General features: G+C 69.6%; 20 protein-coding genes and 1 pseudogene. 17 read left to right on the forward strand and 4 right to left on the reverse strand.

The annotated features are described in order from the left end of the window. From N555_RS0106630 to N555_RS27815, 4 genes and pseudogenes are all read left to right on the forward strand, one after another. Positions 1 to 1,409: FAD-binding protein (locus N555_RS0106630; RefSeq protein WP_029430711.1), on the forward strand; the 1,409-nt coding region annotated here is incomplete at its 5' end. A gap of 55 nt (positions 1,410 to 1,464) precedes the next feature. Beyond that, complete coding sequence (locus N555_RS0106635) at positions 1,465 to 2,406, forward strand: alcohol dehydrogenase catalytic domain-containing protein (protein ID WP_029430712.1); 942 nt, start codon at positions 1,465 to 1,467, stop codon at positions 2,404 to 2,406. Between the two features lie 217 nt (positions 2,407 to 2,623). Further along, positions 2,624 to 3,871, forward strand: a complete 1,248-nt coding sequence (locus tag N555_RS0106640) for a cytochrome P450 (protein ID WP_029430713.1) — start codon at positions 2,624 to 2,626, stop codon at positions 3,869 to 3,871. 21 nt (positions 3,872 to 3,892) lie between these two features. Further along, positions 3,893 to 4,078, forward strand: a pseudogene (locus tag N555_RS27815) (acyl-CoA dehydrogenase family protein); the annotation flags it as partial. Between the two features lie 122 nt (positions 4,079 to 4,200). On the opposite strand, the gene N555_RS0106650 reads toward N555_RS27815, so the two are convergent. Continuing rightward, a complete protein-coding gene (locus N555_RS0106650; RefSeq protein WP_029430715.1) occupies positions 4,201 to 4,962 on the reverse strand; it encodes an SDR family NAD(P)-dependent oxidoreductase in 762 nt (253 codons plus the stop codon). 108 nt (positions 4,963 to 5,070) lie between these two features. Beyond that, on the reverse strand, positions 5,071 to 5,922 hold the full coding sequence (locus N555_RS0106655; protein WP_304412907.1) for a 3-hydroxybutyryl-CoA dehydrogenase: 852 nt from the start codon (positions 5,920 to 5,922) through the stop codon (positions 5,071 to 5,073). An 84-nt stretch (positions 5,923 to 6,006) separates the two neighbouring features. On the opposite strand from N555_RS0106655, the gene N555_RS0106660 reads away from it, so the two are divergent. Next, positions 6,007 to 6,795, forward strand: a complete 789-nt coding sequence (locus tag N555_RS0106660; protein ID WP_197028919.1) for an SDR family oxidoreductase — start codon at positions 6,007 to 6,009, stop codon at positions 6,793 to 6,795. A gap of 25 nt (positions 6,796 to 6,820) precedes the next feature. Continuing rightward, complete coding sequence (locus tag N555_RS0106665) at positions 6,821 to 7,972, forward strand: thiolase family protein (RefSeq protein WP_029430718.1); 1,152 nt, start codon at positions 6,821 to 6,823, stop codon at positions 7,970 to 7,972. A gap of 289 nt (positions 7,973 to 8,261) precedes the next feature. Here N555_RS0106665 and N555_RS26660 read toward each other — a convergent pair whose 3' ends face one another. Next, complete coding sequence (locus tag N555_RS26660) at positions 8,262 to 9,689, reverse strand: FAD-dependent oxidoreductase (RefSeq protein ID WP_197028920.1); 1,428 nt, start codon at positions 9,687 to 9,689, stop codon at positions 8,262 to 8,264. 186 nt (positions 9,690 to 9,875) lie between these two features. Between N555_RS26660 and N555_RS0106675 the strand changes: the two genes are divergently transcribed. Further along, complete coding sequence (locus tag N555_RS0106675) at positions 9,876 to 11,381, forward strand: aldehyde dehydrogenase family protein (RefSeq protein ID WP_029430720.1); 1,506 nt, start codon at positions 9,876 to 9,878, stop codon at positions 11,379 to 11,381. Positions 11,382 to 11,499: 118 nt separating this feature from the next. Continuing rightward, positions 11,500 to 12,297 carry an SDR family NAD(P)-dependent oxidoreductase gene (locus N555_RS26665; RefSeq protein ID WP_029430721.1) on the forward strand — a complete coding sequence of 266 codons (798 nt, stop codon included), beginning with the start codon at positions 11,500 to 11,502 and terminating at the stop codon, positions 12,295 to 12,297. Between the two features lie 206 nt (positions 12,298 to 12,503). Here the strand turns inward: N555_RS26665 and N555_RS0106685 are convergent, their stop codons facing one another. After that, positions 12,504 to 13,700: a cytochrome P450 gene (locus N555_RS0106685; protein WP_029430722.1), complete on the reverse strand. Its 1,197-nt coding sequence runs from the start codon at positions 13,698 to 13,700 to the stop codon at positions 12,504 to 12,506. 313 nt (positions 13,701 to 14,013) lie between these two features. Here N555_RS0106685 and N555_RS0106690 point away from each other — a divergent pair, with 313 nt between their 5' ends. The 9 genes from N555_RS0106690 (at position 14,014) to N555_RS0106730 (ending at position 22,323) form a co-directional block, all read left to right on the forward strand. Further along, positions 14,014 to 15,057: a TauD/TfdA family dioxygenase gene (locus N555_RS0106690; RefSeq protein ID WP_051683809.1), complete on the forward strand. Its 1,044-nt coding sequence runs from the start codon at positions 14,014 to 14,016 to the stop codon at positions 15,055 to 15,057. A 12-nt stretch (positions 15,058 to 15,069) separates the two neighbouring features. After that, on the forward strand, positions 15,070 to 15,834 hold the full coding sequence (locus N555_RS0106695; protein ID WP_029430724.1) for a class II aldolase/adducin family protein: 765 nt from the start codon (positions 15,070 to 15,072) through the stop codon (positions 15,832 to 15,834). Positions 15,835 to 16,014: 180 nt separating this feature from the next. After that, positions 16,015 to 16,401: a hypothetical protein gene (locus N555_RS0106700; protein ID WP_029430725.1), complete on the forward strand. Its 387-nt coding sequence runs from the start codon at positions 16,015 to 16,017 to the stop codon at positions 16,399 to 16,401. A 558-nt stretch (positions 16,402 to 16,959) separates the two neighbouring features. Then, positions 16,960 to 17,652 carry a dienelactone hydrolase family protein gene (locus tag N555_RS0106705; protein ID WP_029430726.1) on the forward strand — a complete coding sequence of 231 codons (693 nt, stop codon included), beginning with the start codon at positions 16,960 to 16,962 and terminating at the stop codon, positions 17,650 to 17,652. Continuing rightward, positions 17,645 to 18,202, forward strand: a complete 558-nt coding sequence (locus N555_RS26670) for an FAS1-like dehydratase domain-containing protein (RefSeq protein WP_029430727.1) — start codon at positions 17,645 to 17,647, stop codon at positions 18,200 to 18,202. The genes N555_RS0106705 and N555_RS26670 overlap by 8 nt, the downstream gene beginning before the upstream one ends. 11 nt (positions 18,203 to 18,213) lie before the next feature. Further along, the gene (locus N555_RS0106715; RefSeq protein WP_029430728.1) at positions 18,214 to 18,705 is read left to right on the forward strand and encodes a MaoC family dehydratase; all 492 of its coding nucleotides are present in this window, start codon (positions 18,214 to 18,216) and stop codon (positions 18,703 to 18,705) included. Continuing rightward, positions 18,702 to 19,856, forward strand: a complete 1,155-nt coding sequence (locus tag N555_RS26675; RefSeq protein ID WP_081866037.1) for a CaiB/BaiF CoA transferase family protein — start codon at positions 18,702 to 18,704, stop codon at positions 19,854 to 19,856. The genes N555_RS0106715 and N555_RS26675 overlap by 4 nt, the downstream gene beginning before the upstream one ends. Then, positions 19,853 to 21,235: a CaiB/BaiF CoA transferase family protein gene (locus N555_RS0106725; RefSeq protein ID WP_029430730.1), complete on the forward strand. Its 1,383-nt coding sequence runs from the start codon at positions 19,853 to 19,855 to the stop codon at positions 21,233 to 21,235. The genes N555_RS26675 and N555_RS0106725 overlap by 4 nt, the downstream gene beginning before the upstream one ends. Beyond that, positions 21,232 to 22,323, forward strand: a complete 1,092-nt coding sequence (locus N555_RS0106730) for a beta/alpha barrel domain-containing protein (protein ID WP_081866038.1) — start codon at positions 21,232 to 21,234, stop codon at positions 22,321 to 22,323. The genes N555_RS0106725 and N555_RS0106730 overlap by 4 nt, the downstream gene beginning before the upstream one ends. Positions 22,324 to 22,449 lie beyond the last annotated feature (126 nt).

The following is a 22,449-nucleotide window of genomic DNA, read 5'->3' on the forward strand; positions in this document are numbered from 1 at the left end:
ACCGCTACGACCGGGACGCGCCGACGCACGGCGTGCCGACGGCCGAGTTGGCGCTCCTCGAGACCTTTTACGACCGCGGCGCCGAGGCCGTGCAGGTCTTGGTGGATGCCGGAGGGCTGTACCTGAACAGGGAGCGCGGCCACATCTTTCCCGACTACCACGCGGATCTGCCGCAGAACGCTGCACCGATCGGACGTTCCTTCGGCCCGGCCATGCCACCGGAGCAGGAGCTTGCCGCCGGCCAGGCGGTCAACGCGAACCTGCCCGGGGGCACCATCCTCATTGAGGTGCTGCGCCAGGCGGCCAAAGCGCGCGGGGTGAAGCTGCTGTTGGGACACCGCGTAGTCCACGTGCACCAGGACGACGACGGCGCGGTGGTGGGCGTTGAGGTCCATGCCGGTCGTGGCCGAGGAACGGTCCTCGTGGGAGCCCGCCGCGGCGTCGTCTTCGCCTCTGGCGGCTTCCTCCACGACGAGCAGCTCGCCCGCGACTTCCTTCGCGGCCCACTGCTGGGCGGGTGCGCTTCCTCCGGGAGCACCGGAGACTTCATCCGGATCGGTATCGAGGCGGGGGCGCAGCTCGGGAACATGCAGCAGGCCTGGTGGACGCAGACCGTCCTCGACGTGGTCCTGCGCGCGCGAGAGACCGCCGAGGACATCTGGTTCCCCTTCGGCGACAGCATGATCCAGGTCGACAAGTACGGCCGCCGGGTCATGGACGAGAAGCAGACCTACAACGACCGGGGTCCCGTCCACTTCGCCTGGGACGCGGGACGCCGCGAGTACCCCAACCTCGTGCTCTTCCAGATATACGACGACGCTGTCGCCCAGAAGGAGTCGCCCGAGGGGTTCCGCGGCTACATCCCATTCCCGGGACAGCCGGCCCCCTACGTGATCAGCGGCACGACATTCGCCGAGCTGGCCGCCAACATCGACTCCCGCCTGGTCGAGCTGCAGGCGGAGACCGGAGGCGTGAGACTGGCCGCCGACTTCACGGAGACCCTCACCCGCTCGGTCGAACGGTTCTCGGAGTTCGCCCGTCAGGGGGTGGACCGGGACTTCGGCCGCGGCGACAAGCCCATCCAGCAATCGTGGCAGCTCTGGCAGGGAACGCCACGCGGTGGCGTACCCAACCCGTGCCTCGCCCCGTTCGCCGATCACGGCCCCTATCACTGCATCCTGCTCGTCGCGGCCGCCCTGGACACGAAGGGTGGTCCGCGGATCGACCCGTCCAGCCGCGTGCTGGGGACCGATGGCCAACCGATCGCGGGTCTGTACGGCGCCGGTAACTGCATCGCCTCGCCAGCTGGGGCGGGCTACTGGGGCGCTGGCGGGACGATCGGGCCTGCCGTCGTCTTCGGTGTCATCGCCGGCCAGCACGCGGCTCGGCAGCAGGACCGGATCCAGTGAACAACCCCGGGGGCCAGCTCGGGCGCCGTCCCTCCCGACCGCGAGGAGCCACTCGATGAAGGCCTGGCGGATTACCTGCTACGGGCATCCGCTCGACCTCCGCGACGTCCCTCGCCCCTCCCCCGGGCAGGGGCAGGTGCTCGTCGACGTCCGCGCCGCCGGCCTGTGCCACACCGACATCTCGGAGATCGCCGGCCGCCTCACCGTGCTCAACCCCCCGCTCCCGTTCACGCCAGGACACGAGATCGCCGGCGTGGTCGCCGAACTCGGGCCCGGCGCCACCCGACTCCACCTGGGGCAGCGAGTTGCGCTGCCCGCGTCCGGTTCCAGCCCGGGTATCGCCAGTGACGGCGGCTTCGCCGAGTTCGTCGTGGCCACAGAGTCCGACCTGATCTCGATTCCGGAGTCCGTCGACTTCTCCGACGCAGCGCCCGCCACCGACGCCGGCATGACCTCGATGCACGCGCTCCGGGTCGGTGGTGTCGGCAAGGGCACCCGCGTGGGCGTCATAGGCCTCGGCGGGCTCGGGTCGATGGGCAGCCAGATCGCCGTCGCACTGGGCGCCGAGGTCTACGCCGCCGAGCTGAACGAGGACGTGTGGGAACGGGCCGCCGGGTGGGGCGTCCGCCGCTGCGCACGCGACATCACGGAGTTCGCGGCTGAGGAGCTCGAGGTGATCGTCGATTTCGCGGGAGCGGGCACCACAACCTCCGCGGCGATCGAGGCCCTGGGCCACGGCGGCCGAGTGGTCCAGGTCGGCAGCACGAGGCACGAGGCGCTCATCAGCACGCGCACCATGCTCTTCAAGGAGCTCTCCCTCCACGGCTCGCAGGGTGGCTCGCGTCAGGACGCCCTCGACGTCATCGACCTCATCGCGCGGGGCGCGGTCATACCGTTCGTGACCCCGATCCTCTTCGACGAGATCGGCGACGGCATCGACCGGCTGGAGGGCGGTGACGTCCGCGGTCGCCTGGTCGCGCTGCGGTCGCCGTCCTGACGATTCGGTCCCACCACCAGCGCGGCTGCCAGCTCAGAAGTGGCCTGAGGAGGCCGGCGCTGCGGCGTGGCGACGGCCAGAGCAGGCGCCCGCACTAGGGGAAACCCACGAGTGGATCCAGGACACGGCGGCGTGTAGCCTGGCACATAGAGGGTCGAACAGCCACAACTGTCGCGCACCGCACCTCTCGACAGCAGCCCTTGAGACCGGAGTGCCGATGTCAGCGCCCGCCCAGCAGATGCCGGAATTCGACCACTACTCGGACCATTACACGCAGAACACCGAGCAGGTGCTCGCCGACCTGCGCCGCAACAGCCCGGTTGCCTACTCCGGGGCGTACGAAGGCGGGTTCTTCATCGTCAGTCGGTACCAGCAGGTACGTGACCTCCTGGCCGACCACGAGGGCTTCAGCTCCGCCAAGTGGGTGGACGATGACGGCACCCGGAAGGGCGGCGACAGCATCCCGTCCAGCGGTCAGCCGCCGCTGCTGCCGATGGAGCTGGACCCTCCCCAGGCCACGGACTATCGCCGGCTGCTGTCCCCCTGGTTCAGCGTCAAGCGCGCAGAGCAACTGCGCCCGCGCATCACGGAGTTGACGAGCGCGCTGATCGACGAGCACATCGAGCAGGGTCGGCTCGACGTCGTCCTGGACATCGGGAACCCCGTACCCGCCATCGTCACCTTGGAGCTGATCGGGCTCCCCGTGGACGACTGGCACAGCTTCGCCGACCCGATGCACCAGATCGTGGCGGCACTGCCCGGTAGCGAGCCCTTCCTGCGGGCCGCCGAGGGAGTGGCTCGCGTCTCGGCGGCCTTGGCGGAGCTCGTGGCGCAGCGGCGCGCCAGCCCGGCGGACGACCTGGCCAGCCACCTCTGCCAGGCCCAGGTGAACGGCGCCCCGATTCCGGACGAGGACATCGTCAACATCCTCATGACCGTCGTCGGTGGCGGGGTGGACACCACCACCAGCGCCATCGCGGGCGCGATCGGCTGGCTCGACGAGCATCCCGAGGACCGGCGGCGGCTCATGGAGGAACCGGAGCTGCTGCCCGTCGCGACCGAGGACTTCATCCGCTACCTCACGCCCGCCCAGTTCCTCAGCCGGACCGTGCGCAGGCATGTCGAGGTGGCCGGTCAGCCGCTCGTCCCCGGAGACCGGGTGGCGCTGTCGCTGGCCTCGGCAAACCGGGACGAGACGGTCTTCGAGCGCGCCGACGAGGTCGTCGTCGACCGCCAGCCCGTCCGTCACATCGGTTTCGGCTTCGGCGTCCACCGCTGCATCGGCGCCCACCTCGGGCGGGTGGAGCTGCAGGTCATGCTGGGAGAGCTGCTCCGCCGAGTGCCGGACTTCCGGGTCCAGGCGGACGACGTCCAGCGCTATCCGAAGCGGGCGAAGGTCAACGGGTACGTGCAGATGCCCATCACTTTCCGCCCCCGGCCGCGCCAGGGCGGCGACTCCATCTGACCCGGCCGGTTGTGCGCGGCGGCGAAGGCGTTCGCCTCCGACGTCGCGATGAAGGTGACCACCGACGCCGTGCTGTTGTTCGTCGGTGCGGGCTACACCTCCGACTTCCCGGTCGAGCGGATGATGCGCGACGCCAAGATCACCCAGATCTACGAGGGCACCAACCAGGTCCAGCGCATGGTCATCGCCCGCAGCCTCCTGCGGTAGCACCCTCCCACCCGCGAGGGGCCGGCTGCACCGCAGCCGGCCCCAAGTCCCGTTCCGCTGAGCCCTGCGAGGCCTCTACCCGACGACCGACGGGGGCCTGAGCGGCTGTCGTCCCAGGAGCATCAGCGCGGCGCCATGCGGATGGCGCCGTCCAGGCGGATCACCTCGCCGTTGAGCATCGGGTTGGCGATGACCTGTGCGACCAGGAGGCCGAACTCGTTGGGCCGCCCGAGCCGCGAGGGGTGGGGAACCTGACGCCCGAGCGACTCCTTGGCGTCGTCCGGAAGGGAGGCCAGGAGCGGCGTGTCGAAGAGCCCCGGCGCGATGGTCATGACCCGGATCTTGTGGCCGGCCAGGTCCCGCGCCACCGGGAGTGTCAGACCGACGATCCCGGCCTTCGACGCGGCATAGGCTGCCTGGCCCACCTGACCGTCGAAGGCGGCCACGGAGGCGGTGTTGACGATGACGCCGCGCTCCCCCGCGATCTCGTCGACCGCCGCGATCCGCTCCGCGGCGAGGCGGAGCACGTTGTAGGTGCCCAGCAGGTTCACCGTCACGACTCGCGCGAAGCCGTCCATCGGTGCGGGTCCGGACCGGCCGAGGGTCCGCGCCGCGGGGCCGATACCAGCGCAGTTCACGGCGACGCGGAAGTCGCCCAATCCGGTCGCGACGTCCAGCGCCGCGCGGACGTCCTCCTCACTCGTGACGTCGCCGGGGCTGTAGCGAGCAGCAGCCCCCAGTCCCTCAGCGGCAGCGGCCCCGTCGGATCCGGGCAGGTCGAGGAGGACGACGCGCCCCCCCGCGGCGACGAGGCGCTGTGCGACCGCAAGCCCGAGGCCGGAAGCGCCCCCGGTAACCACTGCCACCGAGTCCTGGATGTCCATCTGTGCTCCTTCGGCTGTGTCTGTCGGGTGAGCACGGTGCCACTCGACCGCGGTGGTCCTGTGCCCGTCGTGCCGCCGCGACGGGGCCGGTCGCGTGGGCGGGGGTCGTCAGCTGTACGTGTGGAAGCCCCGACCGGACTTGCGACCGAGCAGCCCCGCGTCGACCATCCTGGAGAGGAGCGGCGGTGGCGAGTACAGCGCCTCCTTGAACTCCTCGTACAGCGACTCGGCGATGGACTTGGTGGTGTCCAGGCCGATCAGGTCGGCGAGCCGCAAGGGGCCCATCGGGTGCGCGCACCCCAGGACCATCCCGCGGTCGATGTCCTCGGGTGAGGCGAACCCGGACTCGACCATGCGGATGGCCGAGAGCAGGTACGGGATGAGCAGCGCGTTGACGACGAAGCCGGCACGGTCCTGGCTGCGGACGATCTCCTTGCCGAGGACCTCGGTCACGAGCTGCTCCGCCGCCGTCCGCACGGCGTCGGCAGTGAGCAGTGAGGGAACGATCTCCACGAGCGGCAGCACAGGCACCGGGTTGAAGAAGTGGACACCCAGCACGTACTCCGGGCGGGTGGTCGCCACGCCCAGCTTCATGATCGGGACGGAGGAGGTGTTGGACGCGAGGATCGCCTCACGGTTCTCCACCACCTTGTCCAGGCGGGCGAACACCTCGGTCTTGAGAGTCTCGTCCTCGGCGATGGCTTCGAAGACCACGTCCCTGTCGGCGAGCTCGTCGAAGCAAGGACTGACGCGGACGCGCTGTAGCACCGCCGCGCGCTCCCCACCGGTCAGCTTGCCGGAGCGCACCGCCCGGTCCAGCGACGCCCGGATGCGGTCCCGACCGGCCTCCGCCCTCACCTCGTCGACCTCGTTGACGACCACGTCCAGCCCCGCGCGCGCGCAGACCTCCGCGATCCCGGCCCCCATCAGACCGCATCCGACGACACCGATCCTGGTCACACGAACACCCCTCACGCCGAACATCTCGCAGCGGTTACTGAATCCAGGATACGTTACTGTGCCTCTGCGCCCGAACGACGGAAGGTGGACCAGCAGGTGGCCGACTACTTCAGGGACGACTGCCTGCAGGGCAAGGTCGTGTTCGTGAGCGGCGGGTCGAGCGGGATCAACCTCGGCATCGCGCAGCAGTTCGCTGCCAAGGGCGCCCGGCTGATGCTCTTCAGCCGCACGGAGGACAAGCTGCGTGCGGCTGCCCAGACCATCACCGAGACCGGAGGCACCGCCCTCTGGGCCGCCGGTGACGTCCGGGACTGGGAGGCGGTCCGTGCCGCCCTGGCCCGCTGTCACGTGGAGCTGGGGCCGCTCGACGTCGTCCTGTCCGGAGCGGCGGGCAACTTCCTGGCCCCCGTCACGGGACTCTCGTCCAACGGGTTCAAGACCGTGATCGACATCGACCTGTTGGGGACGTACAACGTGCTAAAGCACAGCTACGAGTACCTCCAGCGCCCCGGGGCATCGCTGATCTCGATCACCGCTCCCCAGGCGGTGATGCCCATGGCCGAGCAGGCACACGCCGGAGCCGCCAAGGCCGGGATCAACATGCTGACCAAGGTGCTGGCTCGGGAGTGGGGCCCTGAGGGTGTTCGCGTCAATGCCATCTCCCCCGGGTTCATCGCCGACACGGAGGGGACCGCACGGCTGGTCGACACGGCCGAGAAGTCGGTGGCCCTGCTGAAGTCCATCCCGTTGGGTCGACTCGGCGAGAAGAACGAGATCGCCGACATGGCGCTCTTCCTGTGCAGTGACAACGCGCGTTACGTCACCGGGTCGATCTTCGACTGCGACGGCGGCTACGTGCTGGGTACAGCCTGACTCCAACGTTCAGAGAGGACCCTCCGTGACTCGAGATGCAGTCATCGTGGCGGCCGTCCGCACCCCGACGGGCAAGCGGAACGGCGCTTTGTCCGGCGTTCACCCGGCCGACCTGTCGGCCCACATCCTCCGTGCCCTGGTTGAACGGACGGGCATCGACCCCGGACTCGTGGACGACGTGGTCTGGGGATGCGTCAGCCAGGTGGCCGAGCAGACGTTCGACCTGGCCCGGACCGCAGTGCTCTCCGCCGGGTGGCCGGAGACCGTACCCGGAGTCACGGTGGACCGGCAGTGCGGATCGTCCCAGCAGTCGATCAGCTTCGCTGCGGCCGGCATCATCGCCGGCCACTATGACGTCGCCGTCGCCGGTGGGGTCGAGTCGATGTCGCGCGTGCCCATGTTCTCGGCGGTCTCCGAGGGCACCTCCCCCCTCGGAGACTCCTACGCGGCGCGATACGGCGCCGACATGCCCAACCAGGGCATCGGGGCAGAGATCATCGCAGAGCAGTGGGGACTGCCGAGAATCCAACTCGACGAGTTCAGCGCCGCCTCGCACGAGAAGGCCGCCGCCGCTGCCGACAGTGGGGCTTTCGACGACGAGATCGTCCCCGTCACGCTCCCTGACGGCTCGGTCGTGCGCGCCGACGAGGGCATCCGCCGCGGCACGACGGTGGAGAAGCTCGCGGCCTTGAAGACGCCGTTCAAGCCGGACGGTGTCGTCACCGCGGGGAACGCCTCCCAGATCAGCGACGGCTCCGCCGGACTGCTCCTCATGACGAGCGAGCGGGCGCGCGAGCTGGGACTGACTCCGCTCGTGCGGGTGCACAGCTCGACCGTCCTCGGCGCCGCGCCCATGCCGATGCTGACCGCGCCCATCCCGGCGACCCAGCGCCTGCTGCAGCGGAGCGGGCTCACGGTCGACGAGATCGGGGCCTTCGAGGTGAACGAAGCTTTCGCCCCCGTGCCTCTGGCCTGGCTCGCGGAGATCGGCGCCGACGCGAAGGCACTCAACCCGCGTGGTGGCGCCATCGCCCTCGGCCACCCCCTGGGCGGCAGCGGCGCGCGCCTGGCAACGACACTGGTGCACCACATGCGCGCCAACGGCGTCCGCTACGGACTGCAGACGATGTGCGAGGCCGGGGGCCAGGCCAACGCCACCCTCTACGAACTGGTCTGACGGGCCACCTCCGGGCAGGTCACCCACCGGTGGTGAGCTGATCTGGCCGGAAGCGGCGGTCGAGGCGCCCGGGTCTGATCAGCGTCATGCCTGCGGCGGCTCCCGCGGCTGTACTCGTCGTCTCATCAGCCCTGGTGGACGCGCGGATCCGCGCCGGCGCAGAGCAACCGCCTCCCGACGGGGCGCGCCCGGGGCATGAGCCGGGCAGGAGCCGGAGCCTCAGGGGGCCCGCCGTCCGCCACGCCATGGGTAGGCGGCATGGCGGACGGCGAGCTTCCGGGACAACCCCTCAGGCCAGGGCGGCCGCCTTGAGTGCCTGGGCGGCCTCCTGGCCGGCGATCCGCCCGAACGTCAGCGAACGCAACACCGAGGATCCCGACGGGTAGACGTTCCCGTGGAAGATTCCGGTGATCTCGCCTGCCGCGTGCAGCCCGTCGATGGGCCGGTCCGCGGTGTCCAGGACGTGCGTGGTGCCGTCGACCTTCAGCCCCCAGAACGTGAAGCAGATCTGCGCCCCGACCGGCCAGGCCTCGAACGGCGCCTGGGTGAGCGGCTGGGCCCAGTGCGACTTGGGCGGCGCGATGCCGACGGTGTGCTTGTTGTCCAAGGCGGTGGCGTCGTACGGGGCGTCAACCGAAGCAGCGTTGTACTCGTCGACCGTCTGCCGCAGGGCGGCAGCATCGAGGCCGAGCTTCTCCGCCAGTTCCTCGATCGAATCCGCCGTGATCGGGCCGACATCCGTGGCGTTCAGGAACTCGAAGTAGGGGTTGCCCGACCTGACCGAGGCATCGTTGATGGCGTAAGCCCTCCCGCCCCGCGCGAGGATCTCCTTGGCCACGAAGTCGAACTGCATGTCGAAGCTGGTGGCCGCCTCGTCCATGAAGCGCTTACCCTCCGGGTCCACCAGGATGCCCCAGAACCACGAGCTGACCAGGGGTTCGGTGACCTCCGACCTGGGGTCGACGGGCTCGAGGTGAGACCCGGAGAAGTCACCCGCCGTGGCAGCCCCGATCGCGACGGCGGCGTCGATGCCGCGCCCCGTGTTCACTCGCGTACCCCGCGAGACGGTGTCCAGCGTCTCCCCGCCAGGGAAGCGCTGACCGAGCTTCTGGCGGTCACCCTCGAAGCCACCGCACGCGAGCACGACGGCGCGGGCGGCGAAGTGGCGTTCGGAGCCGTCCGCGGCCCGGGCATGGACACCCGTGACGGGACCGCCCGGCTCACGGTCGAGACCGACCAGGTCCATCTCGTAGAAGCACTGGGCACCCCGCGCCTGCACCAGCTCCGTGAAGACCTCGACGAAAGCCCGCCCGCCGCCCTGAAGGGCGTACCCGTGCCGGCTGAACATTCCCGGAAGGGCGGCGTTGCGGATCGTCAAAGTGCGCACGCCGTTCTGACGCAGCCAGTTCAGGGTGTCGACGCAGTTCTCGTAGAACGTGTCGACGTACCCGGCGTTCACCTCGTCGCCGGCCGTCTCCGTCACGATCTTGCCCCAAGCGGGGTCGAGCTGGCCGTCGTCGTCGAGCCGGAAGTTCGCCGACGTCCAGGCGGTCGAACCGCCGCGCTCCTCGAAGGGAGCCCGGTCCAGGACGGCGACGCGAGGCTGACCACCCTCAAAGCGCTCAAGGAACGATGCAGCGGCACTGAGGCCCGCAGCCCCATGACCCACCACCACGAGATCCCACGGGCCGGTCCACTCTTCGCCGCTTGCGGTCAAGTTGACACTCCTTGCTACGGCCGGCATCTGAGCGGCCGGCGACTGTTGGAACACTGTGACTGGGGTCATGGTAGAACACTCGTTAACCGGCTAGTCAACAGCGCTGCGCATTCATTCCGGCCGCATCTCAGAGCAGCCGAGCCAGCCGACCGACCCGCAGCCGCACCGGCCGAGAGGGGCATGAGGATGCAGGACGAGCAGCTCACCGACGGAGCCACGACGGCACGCTTTCCCGACTTCCCGGCGGACGCCGAGTACGGGCTGCTGATCAATGGTCAGTCGGTGCCGGCCATGGACGGCAGCACGTTCGCCTGCGTGGATCCCTTCGAGGACCGCGAGTGGGGCGTGGTCGCCTCCGGATCCGCCGCCGACGTCGACCTGGCCGTCTCCAGCGCCCGCGCGGCATTCGAACGCTGGCGGTCGGTCAGCCCGGGCAACAGGGCGCGCATCCTGCTTCGGTGGGCCGCGCTCATCGAGCAGCACGCAGAAGAACTCGCGCGACTGCAAGTGCACGAGAACGGCAAGACGATCACAGAGATGCAGGGCGCCAGTCTGGGCACCGCGGCTGCGGCGTCCTTCTACGCGAGCCTGGCCGCAAACATGCATGGGGAGACCTTCGAGTCCCCCCTCCCCCGGCACCGCGCCTGGACCGTGCGCGAGCCCATCGGCGTTGTCGGTGCCATCACCCCGTGGAACAACCCTCTGGTCCTGCTGTCGTGGAAGCTCTTTCCGGCCCTGGCGGCGGGCAACACCATCGTGATCAAGCCGAGCGAGGTGACACCGCTCTCGACCCTGCGTCTGGCCCAGCTCGGCCTGGAGGCGGGTCTCCCCGACGGAGTCGTCAACGTGGTCATGGGGGCGGGGGCTGCGGGTAAGGCACTGGCCGAGCACCCCGATGTGGACAAGCTGGCCTTCACCGGCTCCACGGCCACCGGTCGGGCGATCGCCCTGGCGGGCGCGGCACGTTTCGCCCACGTCACCCTGGAACTGGGCGGCAAGGGCCCGCACATCGTGTTCCCCGACGCAAACCTGGACCGGGCCGTCGAAGGTCTGGTGACCGGACTCACCGCCGGAACGGGACAGGCGTGCAATGCGGGCAGCCGGGTGCTCGTCCACGCCGACATCCATGACGAGGTGATCGAGCGGGTTGGACGCCGCCTGAGCGAGTTGCGTGTGGGGGATCCGCTGGATCCGGAGACGGAGATCGGTCCGCTGGCCTCGCGGCCGCAGCTGGCTAAGGTGACGAGCTACTTCGACATCTCCCGGGAGGAAGGCCACCGACTGGTGACCGGGGGGCAGCGAGCCTCCGGAGATGCAGCCCTCGAACGAGGTCTGTTCGTCGAACCGACCCTGTACGCCGGTGTCGACAACCGCTCTCGCCTGGCCCAGGAGGAGATCTTCGGTCCGGTCGGGGCGGCGATGAGCTTCACGACTGATGAGGAAGCGGTCCGCCTGGCGAACGACATCCCCTACGGCCTGACCGCAGGTTTCTGGACCAAGGACGTCGACCGGGTGCACCGCCTCTCCGGACAGCTCCGCGCAGGCACCGTCTGGGTGAACACCTGGCGCGTGGGGGGGCTGCAGCTGCCCTTCGGCGGCATGAAGGCCAGTGGCGTCGGCCGGGAGATGGGCCTGAATGCGCTGGACGCCTACACCGAGACGAAGTCGGTCTGGCTGGGTCTGGACTCATGACCACGTCCGCACGGGCCGGCCACCGGCGGGGCGCGACCGGACAGGCTCCCCGGCTGTCCGCGCCTCGTTGCTTAGTCGCCTCTGCCTACCGCGCGACACCATCCACGAGGAGCGATCGATGAGCACGCTGAACGGAACCCGCGTCGTCGTCACGGGCGGGGCGACCGGGGTAGGACGCGCTCTGGCGCGCCAGGCCGCCGCGCGGGGAGCTGAGGTGATCGTGGCCGACCGGGACGACCCGGGCGAGACCGTCGCGATGATCACCGACGAGGGCGGCCGGGCTCGCGGGATCCAGGCCGACGTGCGCGACGAGGCCTCGCTCCGCGCCGCCGCCGAGGAGGTGGCAGGTGGGGACGGGATCATCGACATCGTCTGCGCCAATGCGGGCACCGGTGCGGGCGGGACCATCGACGAGCTCACCGGCGACGGGCTGCGCGCCATCCTCGACACGAACGTCGTGGGAGCGCTCCTGACGGTCCAGGCCTTCCTGCCGGCGCTGCGCCGAGCGCGGGCCGCCGGCCGGCAGGTCCACGTGCTCATCACCGGCTCGGAGCACTCTCTGGGCGTTCCGCCCTACGTACCGCCGATGACGGCCTACACCACGTCGAAGCATGCGCTGCTCGGGCTGGCGGGAACCATCCGTCGTGATCTCCAGGGTGACGGGGTGGGCGTGTCGATCTTGTGCCCTGGATACGTGCGCACCGAGATGCTTCTCGCATACGCCGCGGCCCAGCCGGCGATCGCCGAGGTGCTCGACACATACGGCCAGGACGCGGAGCTCGTCGCCGCACGGGCGTTCGACGGTCTGGCCGCGGGAGCCTTCGTCATACCCACCAATCCCTCCAGCGTGGACTACGTCGTAGACCTCCACACGGAGATCGTCGACGCGATGAAGAAGATCCCGACCGAAGGCTGATCACCGACGACGGTGGGCTCCATGGTTCGACGGCGTGACCGTGCCGTTGCCGGAGCTCAGCCGGGTGTGCTGGAAGACGCGACGCGGTCAGCGGTCAGCGCCGCCGGCACGACGACGTCCGGGCCGAGGAGCGGTACCTGCACCGCTCCTTCGGCCCGGACGTCGTCGTGCCTTCGTTCAGTGGCCGGCGGACCTGCCCGACGGGCTCACTGGCAGACGACTGGGAGTGCGAACAGCTGGTTGATGAACGTCGACCAGCCGCGGGTCGGCTCCCCGTTCGACGTGATCCGGATGTCGCGGGCCACCAGGCGCTCGAGCAGGATCTGGACCTCCAGGCGCGCGAGGTGGGCACCGATGCAGAAGTGCGGGCCGCCGCCGCCGAAGGCCTGGTGCGGGTTCGGCCTACGGTCGATGTTGAACGTGTGCGGGTCCGTGAAGACCTCGGCGTCGCGGTTCGCCGACACGAACCACAACAGCACCATGTCGCCCTTCTTGATCGTCTTGCCGTGCATCTCGACGTCCCGGGTCGCGTGGCGCGCCATGTGCATGGCCGGGGTGACCTGGCGCAGGAACTCGTCCACCAGGGCGCGGCTACGCCCCTCGGTGATCGCAACCCGCGCCTGCTCCGCGATCTCAGGTTGCTCGAGCATCAGGCGAAAGCTCTGACTGATGAGGGTGTGCGTGGTCTCGAAGCCCGCGATCAGGAGTGCCATGAACATCTGCATGAACTGCGAGTCCGTGATCTTGACGCCGTCCCGCTCGAACGACGCCAGCTCACCGAGCATGTTGTCGCTCTGGACGTCACGGTTCTTGGCCCGCAGCTCCATCGCGTACTGCATCACGGCCATCGTTGCCGCAGTCGCCCTCTCCGGACCGATGTCTTCGCGCTCCCGGCCGAAGATCTCGTCGGCCCACTGCACGACCCTCGTCCGATCCTCATCCGGAACGCCCATGACCGAGCAGATGACCTGGATCGGCAACTCGACCGCGATGAGCGGCACCAGGTCACACTCTCCTCGCCCCTCGAGCCCGTCCAGGATGATGTCGACCCGCTCGGTGATCCAGTCCGCGAACCGGGCCACCATCCGAGGCGTGAAGGCGGCACCGGCCAGCTTCCGAACCTGCGCATGCTCGGGCGGGTCGTTGAACATGACGTTGTCGACCATCATCGCCGACTCTTCGTAGTTCGAGGGGTAGCAGATGCCCAGCGTGCTCGTGAACGTCTGCGTGTCACGGCTGGCAGCGGCGACGTCCGCAGCGCGGGTCAGCGACCAGAAGCCCCCCGTCGCGGTTCCGGAGGCCGTCGGCGTCCAGGACAGGGGCTCTTCGTTTCGGAGCCGCTCGAACTCCTCATGAGGAACCGCGTGGTGGAAGCTCTTCGGGTCAGACAGGTCGACAGCCATCGCGGTCCGTACTCCTCGGTCATCAGTTATCAAGCCGACGGAACTTCCCCGTCGCTCGCCTTCCGCGGACATGCATCCCTGGCACCCTGGCCATCGGACGCAAGGTCCGAACGCGGCGTCGCGGGTCGCCGAGATCACTCGCCCAATTGTCGGCTGAAAGGTATCCGAGAAGCAGGATCCTGCCTAGTCGCCGGGCGACCCGCTGTCCGTGTTTCCTGAATACGGCATCCAGTTGCGTCCTGGGTATGGCGCGGGTTACGTTCCGGTTGTCCTGAGCAACAACGGCATCCTTCGCGCGAGAGGGTGGGGCGACGTGGCTTCCAGAGCTGGGACGACCGTTGGCAGACCGGGTGTCGACCTCCCGGACGTCACCACATACCTGTACGGCGGCTCGTCGGGTCTCCCGCTGTTCATCGAGCCGGCCGGCGAGCGGGTCACCTCTCTGGAGGGCACCCTCGCGTGGTTCGGGGACCACCGCGAACAGCTGGACACCCTCGTGACGGAGATCGGTGCGGTCGTCCTCCGCGGGTTCCCGATCGACACCACCCCAGCCTTCGGCGCGCTCGTCGAGGGGTACGACTCCGATGAACACGGTTACGTCGTCGGTGCGGCACCCCGGGCACAGGTCGAAGGCCGTGTGTTCGAGGCGACGAAGGCGCCCGCGCCGCTGCGCATCGGGCTCCACCAGGAGATGGCCTACCTCCCGCACTTCCCTGCCAAGCTGGCCTTCTACTGCCTGCGGCCCTCCGAGACCGGCGGCGAGACGATCATCGGGGACATGCGCCGGTTCACCGACCTGGTGCCTCCCCGCTTCCGTGACGCCGTGAAGGAGCGGGGAGTCCAGTACCGGCGCAACTTCCGCTCCCCCGACTGGAGCAGCGGCGACGCCAACCTCGACCTGATGCACAAGCCGTGGCCGGATGCGTTCGGCACCGCGGATCCTCGCGCGGCCGAGGCCGCCTGCCTGAACATGGGCCTCCAGTACGAGTGGGTCGACGGCAGCCTGACGGTGCTCTACAACGCCCCCGGCTTCCTCGAGCACCCGGTCACGGGTCAGGAGGTCTGGTTCAACCAGATCGCCACGATGTCGAACTCCGTGGAGTACAACGGGGCGGAGCGCCTGGCGCTGACCCAGCGCCTCTACGGCGATCGCCCCTGGCCGCTCGACACCCGCTTCGGCGACGGCGCACCCATCCCGCCCAGCGATGTCTCCTCGCTCTACCCAGCCCTCGACGAGGTGACGGTGGCCTTCCCGTGGCAGCACGGCGACGTGATGCTCCTCGACAACCTCAACACCGCCCACGGACGCAACCCCTTCACCGGTGAGCGCGACGTCCAGGTGTCCCTTCTCTACTGAGAGGTCCTCCCGATGACCACCCTCATGGACCGCCCCGCCACCATCTCGGCGGAGGAGTGGGCAGTCCGCCGCGACCTGGCTGCCTGCTATCGCCTCGTCGCCCTATATGGGTGGGACGACCTGGTGGCCAACCACATCACGGCCACCGTTCCCGGCGAGCCGGGCACCTTCCTCATCAACCCTTACGGGTTGATGTTCGACGAGGTGACCGCGTCGAACCTCATCAAGATCGACAGCGACGGTAACGCCCTGAGCAAGAGCGATTGCCCGGTGAACCAGACGGGCTTCGTCATCCACGGAGCCATCCACGGAGCCCGGGAGGACGTCGCCTGCGTCATCCACCTGCACACCCGCAACGGTGTGGCGATGTCCATGCTCGAGGAGCGGGTCGAGCCGCTGAACCAGACGGCGATGCTGATCGCCGACCGGATCGGCTATCACGAGTACGAGGGCATCGCGCTGGACATGGCGGAGCGCGAGACCCTCCTCCGGGATCTCGGCGACAACGACATCATGTTCCTCCGCAACCACGGCACCCTGGTGGCGGGACGCAGCATCGCGGATGCCTTCCTCCGCTTCTACTACCTGGAGTGGGCGTGTGACGTCCAGCTGCGCGCGAAAGGCGGTGGACGGACGGTCCATCCAGCCGACCCGGACGCCGTGGCACGGGTGTCCGCGCACATGAGCCGGGAGAGGGCCGAGCAGCAGGCAAGCGGCGTTGTGTGGCCGGCGCTCCTGCGCAAGCTGGCGCGGGAGAACCCCGGCTACGACTGCTGACACGGCCCCTGCCTCCTTCCCCGTCGACCCCGAGCTGCTCCGAGCCGAGATTCGTGGCCCGCGGCGGCTGAGGGACAACCGGGGTTCTTGATCCGTTGTCAGGATACGAATTCATGCTGGGTGCTCGGCGGTTTCGAGCTTTGAGCGTTGCGGTCGTGACCGGTGTGGTGCTCTCGGCGTGTGGGGGTCACATCCAGTGATGACTTCGACGCCGGCGGAGGGACGCTGGACACCTCGGCGTCGATGTCGTTGGGCGTGCTCTCCACTCCCACATCCTTCGACCCGGCGCTGAGCCGCGTCCCGTACGTGAGCGATGCGCAGTTCCTGTCACCGGTCTACGACCAGCTGCGCGTGCTGGACGAGGACCTGCAGATTGCTCCCCTCCCGGCCTCCGCCTGGGAGATGAGCGAGGACGGCATGGCCCTGACGTTGACGCTGCGCACGGACGTAACGTTCCAGGACGGCAGTGCGTTCGACCAGGTGACCGCCGACTGCGCCACCGACTGGATCGACCGCCACCGGATCGAGCGACCGACGACCGGCCCCGACCTGACGCTCGGCTCCTGAGCGACCGTGTGATCTGGCGCACTTCAGGTGCGAAACCGACCCCCGGCGAGCTGGTCATCGTGCTCAAGGAGGAGATACCGGTGGACGGCCAGACACTGGGCCGCGGCCGCAGGCCTACACCGACGCGCACACCGTCTACGGAGCCGAGGTGGCAGGCCGGGGCGGCTGCGAGTTCCTCCTCGTCCGTAGGGCGTACGCCAGGACGACGCTCGTCGAGCACGGCGGGCCGGTCCGATGAGCGGCGCGACTGCCCTGCCGACACGTCCGGTCCCGATGCGTTCCCCCGCGATGGCCGGTGGGCACCGGATCGGCCGGGAACGCCAGCGAGTAGGCCGCCGGAGCCCGCCGACGGAAACGGTCGAGGCCGATGGACCGAGTGACCCCCGTCATGCTATGAACTGTGTTGACCAATTGGTCAACACAGTGCCGGAGCCTGCTCGCGCTCCCGTTTCGACCTGAACGCTCCCTCCGGGGCGGGCATCGACCCCGACCGCCCGTCCGGGGGCGCTAGGCCGGCCCCCGCGGAGCGCACGCCGCAGCGCGAGAAAGAGAGTCCTCGTGGAGAACCCCGTCCAGAACGTCTCCTTCCCCAGTGGCGGAGGCGAGGCCTTCGGCTACCTGGCCACCCCCGAGGCCGGTAGCGGCCCTGGCGTCATCGTCATCCAGGAGTGGTGGGGTCTCACCACCCACATCGCCGACATCGCCGACCGTCTGGCCAAGGCCGGGTTCGTCGCCCTGGCGCCGGACCTCTACGGGGGGCCGACCACCCACGACGCCGCAGAGGCCATGGAGATGGCGAAGAAGCTGCCGCCCGCCCGCGCCGCCCAGGCCCTCGCAGGCGCCGTCGACCACCTCCTGGCCCTGCCCCAGGTCAGTTCGTCGACCGCCGGCGTAGTGGGCTTCTGCATGGGCGGGGGGTTCGTGCTCTCCCTGGCCGGCCTTCAGGGGGGGAGGGTCTCGGCGGCGGTGCCCTTCTACGGATTGCCCCACGACCTGCAGGTCCCCGCCGGCCTGCAGTGCGCGGTGCAGGGTCACTTCGGCGAGCAGGACCAGATGGTGCCCCTACCCAACGTCCGAAAGTTCTTCGACCGCCTGTCGACGGGCACCACCGGCCCGGTGGAGCTCCACGTCTACCCGGCCGGCCACGCGTTCGTGAACGACGAGAACCTCATCGGCACCCACGATCCGGACTCCGCCGCACTGGCCTGGGACCGGGCCGTGTCCTTCCTCCGGGAGCACGTCCGTGGCTGAGCCCGATACCCGGGCCGAGAGCCTGGTGACCGAGGAGATGCGCGCCCTGATGGGCGCGCGGTCCGAGCCGCGGACGGCAGACCTGCCGCTGACCGCCGAGATGCTGCGCCGGTTCGTGCACGGGGTCATGGAGGAGGACCGGGTGCACTGGGACCCCGAGGCTGCCGCGGCGTCGCGGTACGGCGACGTCGTCGCAACTCCTCTCTTTCCGTTGCACGCCTTCCGGCGCGGCCCGGGGGACGCCGATCCGTTCCGGGCTCTCGACGACGACCCGGACGACGACGGCACGTTCGTCGGCAAGGCGGCCCCGTTCGGCCTCCCGCCCATCGACCTCCCGCTCACGCGACGGCTGAACGGCGGGACCGAGGCCGAGTTCTTCCAGCTGGCGAAGCTGGGCGACGTGATCACGGCTCAGTCCGAGTACGTGGACATTTCCGAACGCCGGAGCCGCAACGGTGCACCGATGATCGTCCTGCGCGTCAGGACGGACTACACCAATCAGGACGGCGCCCCGCTGGCGGCCATCACCACGACCATGATCGCGCGATAGGCGAGCCTGCGATGACTTCCAGCGACACGACCGAGCACGGCACCGTGGTCTTCACCGACCTTCAGGTGGGAGATCGGATCCCTGACCTCGTCCGGGGCCCCCTGCGCGAGCCGCACCTGATGCGCTGGTCCGCAGCCATCGAGAACTGGCACCGGATCCACTACGACCAGCGCTTCGCCGTCGAGCACGACCGCCTCCCCGGTCTGCTGATCAACGGCAGCTGGAAGCAGCACTTCCTCGTTCAGCTGGTCCGCCAGTGGGCGGAGCCCGAGGGGTGGCTGCGGCAGATCGCGTTCCAGTTCCGGGGCATGGACGTCGTCGGCGCGACCCTGACGGCGTGGGGCCAGGTGGCCCGACTGGACGAGGAGGACGGCTACGGCGTCGTCGGGCTGGAGATCGGCATCCGCGACCAGGACGGCAACCAGAACACCCCCGGCACCGCCACCGTCGTGCTGCCGCTGCCGGGCGGCCCCGCAGTCCCCTACCCCTACCCGCCCCGATGACCGGCCCCCTGCACGACGTACGGGTGCTGGAGGTCGGGCGTGGCCGAGCCATCCCCCTGGCGGCGCGGGTGCTCGCCGACCTCGGCGCCCAGGTCGTCAAGGTCGAGTCGCCGGAGGGCGACCCGACCCGCGCCCAGGCTCCCTTCTACGTGTCCGACTCCGGGGACGAGCGCAGCGCCCTGTTCGAGTACCTCAACTGGAACAAGTCCGGCGTGGTGCTCGACCCGGGAACGCAACGGAGCGACCTGCGTCGGCTGGTCGCCGACAGCGACGTCCTGCTCGTCGGGGACGACCTGGACCAGCTCGACCGCTGGGGGATCGACCCGGAGGCACTGCTGGACGAGTTCGGGGACCTGGTCGTGGTGACACTGACGCCGTTCGGGACCACCGGGCCGCACGCGCGGTGGTCGGCCACGGATCTGACACTGCAGGCCGGCAGTGGCCTCATGTCCTTCAGCGGGACTGCCGACCGTGAACCGCTCAAGCGGGGACTCCTGCAGAGCACCTACGAGACCGGTCTGACGGCGGCGTACGTCGCCCAGGCCGGCGTGCTGGCGGCGCGCAGCGGCGCCGGAGGCACGTTCGCGGACATCTCGATGTCGGAGTGCATGACCTCCGAGATGGTCCTGACCGTTCCCGAGTACACCTTCCTCGGCGCCCTCTCGGCACGGCGGCCGCCGGTCCTGGACCCGCTGACCTCGGGAGCCCCGCTGCCCGCCGGCGACGGCTACGTGACCGTGCAGATCAACCCGCAGATCCCGCCCAGCGCCTTCATCGAGATGACCGGCGACGAGCGGCTGGCCGACCCGCGCTTCGTCACCCCCGAGGGGCGAGCGCTCAACGCCGGCGAGCTGCGGGAGATCTTCCACACCGCGCTCGCCGAGAGTTCGCCCCGCGAGTTCTTCGTCGAGGCGTCCCATCGCGGCCTGCTGACCGGTTTCGTACAGACCGCCGAGCAGCTGCTGACCTGCGAGCACCTGGCTTCGCGTCAGGTCTACGTCGAGATGCCGGGCCTCCTCGACGGCCGGCCGTGGCGGATGCCCGCTCTGCTCCCGGGCCTCTGGCGCGAGCCCGGCAGCGCGGTCCGACCGGCTCCGGCCCTCGGGGAACGTGGCACGTCCCCGCGCGACGTCGCGGCGGTGTCGGCATGACGCCCGAGCGCACGACCTCCGACGGGCCGCTGGTGGGCGTGCGGGTCCTGGACCTGTCCGCCGTCTTCGCGGCGCCGTACATGGGCGCCCTGCTGTCCGACCTCGGCGCCGAGGTGATCAAGATCGAGCCGCCCGCCCGCCTCGACCAGACGCGGGGAGGCGGCTTCGGGCCCTACCTCGACAACGACCCGGGAACCGACGGGTGGAACTGGTCCGGGACCTTCCACAGTCTCAACCGGGGCAAGAAGTCGCTGGTCCTCGACCTCAAGCAGGAGGACGGGCGGGCCATCCTGCGGGACCTGGTCGCCAACGCCGACATCCTGCTGGAGAACTTCACGCCCCGGGTCATGCGGGGTTGGAGCATGAGCTATCCCGACCTCGCCCAGCTGAACCCGCGGCTGATCATGCTGTCGAACACCGGGTACGGGTCCACCGGACCCTGGTCGGCGTTCAAGGCCCAGGGCACGACGCTCGAGGCGACGATGGGCCTCACCTTCTACACGGGGTACGACGGTGCCGAACCGCGGAAGACCGGGCAGTCCTACCCCGACTTCATCGCCGCATGGACGGGTCTGACCGCCATCATGTCGGCCGTCCTGGCCCAGTGGCGCACCGGTCGTGGCCGGTGGATCGACCTCGGGATGTACGAGCTGGGCGGCACACTCCTGCCGGAGGCACTCATCGCAGCGCAGGCGGGCGCCCCGATCACGGCCAGGACGGGCAACCGGGAACTCGGCACGCGCCTGTCCGGCGTCTACCCCTGCCGCGAGCGGGAGGACTGGTTGGCCATCGGGATCGCGGACGACGCGATGCTCGCTGCCGCCGGCAACCTGATCGACGGGCTTCCTCCCCGCATCGCCGGCACGGAGGACGCCGAACGCGCGGATGCGGCCGTGGCCGCCTGGGCCCGGTCGACGTCCGCGGACGAGGCCGCGGAGCAGCTGCAGGCTGCCGGCGTCGCTGCTGCTGCGGTGGCCGACGTGCCGCGACTCCTGCGCGATCCCCAGTACATCGAGCGCGGATTCTTCGAGTGGACCCAGTTCCGGGGCCAGTCGCGGCCGGTGATCGGCCGCCCCTACAACTGGCACGGCCGGCACACCGTACGCATCCGGGGCCGGGGACCGCTCTTCGGCGAGCACAGCGACGCCCTCCTCACCGAGCTCGGCGTGTCCCCGCAGCGGATCGCGGAACTCCGCGAGAAGGCGGTCGTCGTCGATGTCCCCCTGGGGGTGTCGATGCGGCCCGCCAACCTCGATGCTCTGATCGCGGGCGGCGTCTTCCGCGGGTTGGACACCGAATACCGCGAGACCATCGAAGAGGCAGCGCGGCAAAGCCTCGTTGCTGAGCGGGCGACCGAGGCGCAAGGAGGACCCCGATGAGCTACCCCCGAGTCCATCTGAACGAAGAGGTCATGCGCGAGGGCATGCAGATCGAGTCCGTCGACATCAGCGTCGAGGACAAGGTCGAACTCCTCACCCTCCTGTCGGGCTGCGGCCTCGAGGCGATCAACGTCGGGTCCTTCGTCAGCCCGCGGTACACCCCGCAGATGGCGAACCTGGAGGACGTGCTGCGCAAGTTCACGCCGGCCGAGGGGACCGACTACTACTGCCTGGTGATGAACCAGAAGGGCATCGAGCGCGCCGCGGAGTTCCCCTGGCTCCGGCCGGCGACCCAGCCGACCACCGTGGCGCATCTGTGCGACACCTTCGTCCGGCGGAACATGAACCGGTCCCAGGCCGACGAGATCGCGGGATGGTCGGCGACGGTCGACCGGGCCCGCGAGGCAGGCGCCTCGGCCGGCACCATCGGGGTGGGTGCCGCCTGGGGCTCGAACTTCGAGGGCGCCTTCACCACCGCCCAACGGCTGGACATCCTGCGCCGGCAGCACGAGCTGTGGACGCAAGCCGGCATCCGCGTAACGGGCATGATCTTCGCCGACCCGATGGGCTGGTGCATGCCGCACTGGGTCGAGGAGACGCTCGAGGCCGTGCGTGCGGAGTGGCCCGACATCACCCGCTTCACCCAGCACCTGCACGACTCCCGCGGGATGGCGTTGCCCAGCGTCTACGCCACCATCCGCAGCCTCGACGAGACGTGCGAGGTGTGGTTCGACGTCACCGCCGGGGGGATCGGCGGCTGCCCCTACTGCGGCAACGGTCGAGCCACCGGTATGGCGGCCACCGAAGACGTGGCGATGATGTTGCAGGCCATGGGGATCGACTCCCCCGTCGACCTGCCGAGGCTGATCGAGTTCGTGGTCCGGCTCGACCAGGTCCTCGGCCGTTCGACCCCGGGCCGGACCTCGAAGGCCGGTCCTCTGCCGCTGCGCCCGGGCGACTTCTACGACCCAAACCTGCCGCTGGTGGAGACGTACGAGGAGGCACAGCACTTCCGGCTGGGGCCGGCGGTCGCCGAGCACCAGATTCGGCCATGGCGGGAACCCATCCCTCAGCCGCAGACCACCTGACTGTCAGGAGCGGGTCGAGCCGCGCGGGGCTCGGCCCGCTCCCGTCTTCTCGCGATCGAGGCGCCCAGGGGGCGTATCCCCGATGCGCACCTCGTCCCTACAAGGCGGGGGTCTGGGTTCAGGATC

This window comes from Blastococcus sp. URHD0036 (assembly GCF_000701365.1).
In the GTDB taxonomy this organism is placed as follows: Bacteria; Actinomycetota; Actinomycetes; order Mycobacteriales; family Geodermatophilaceae; genus Trujillonella.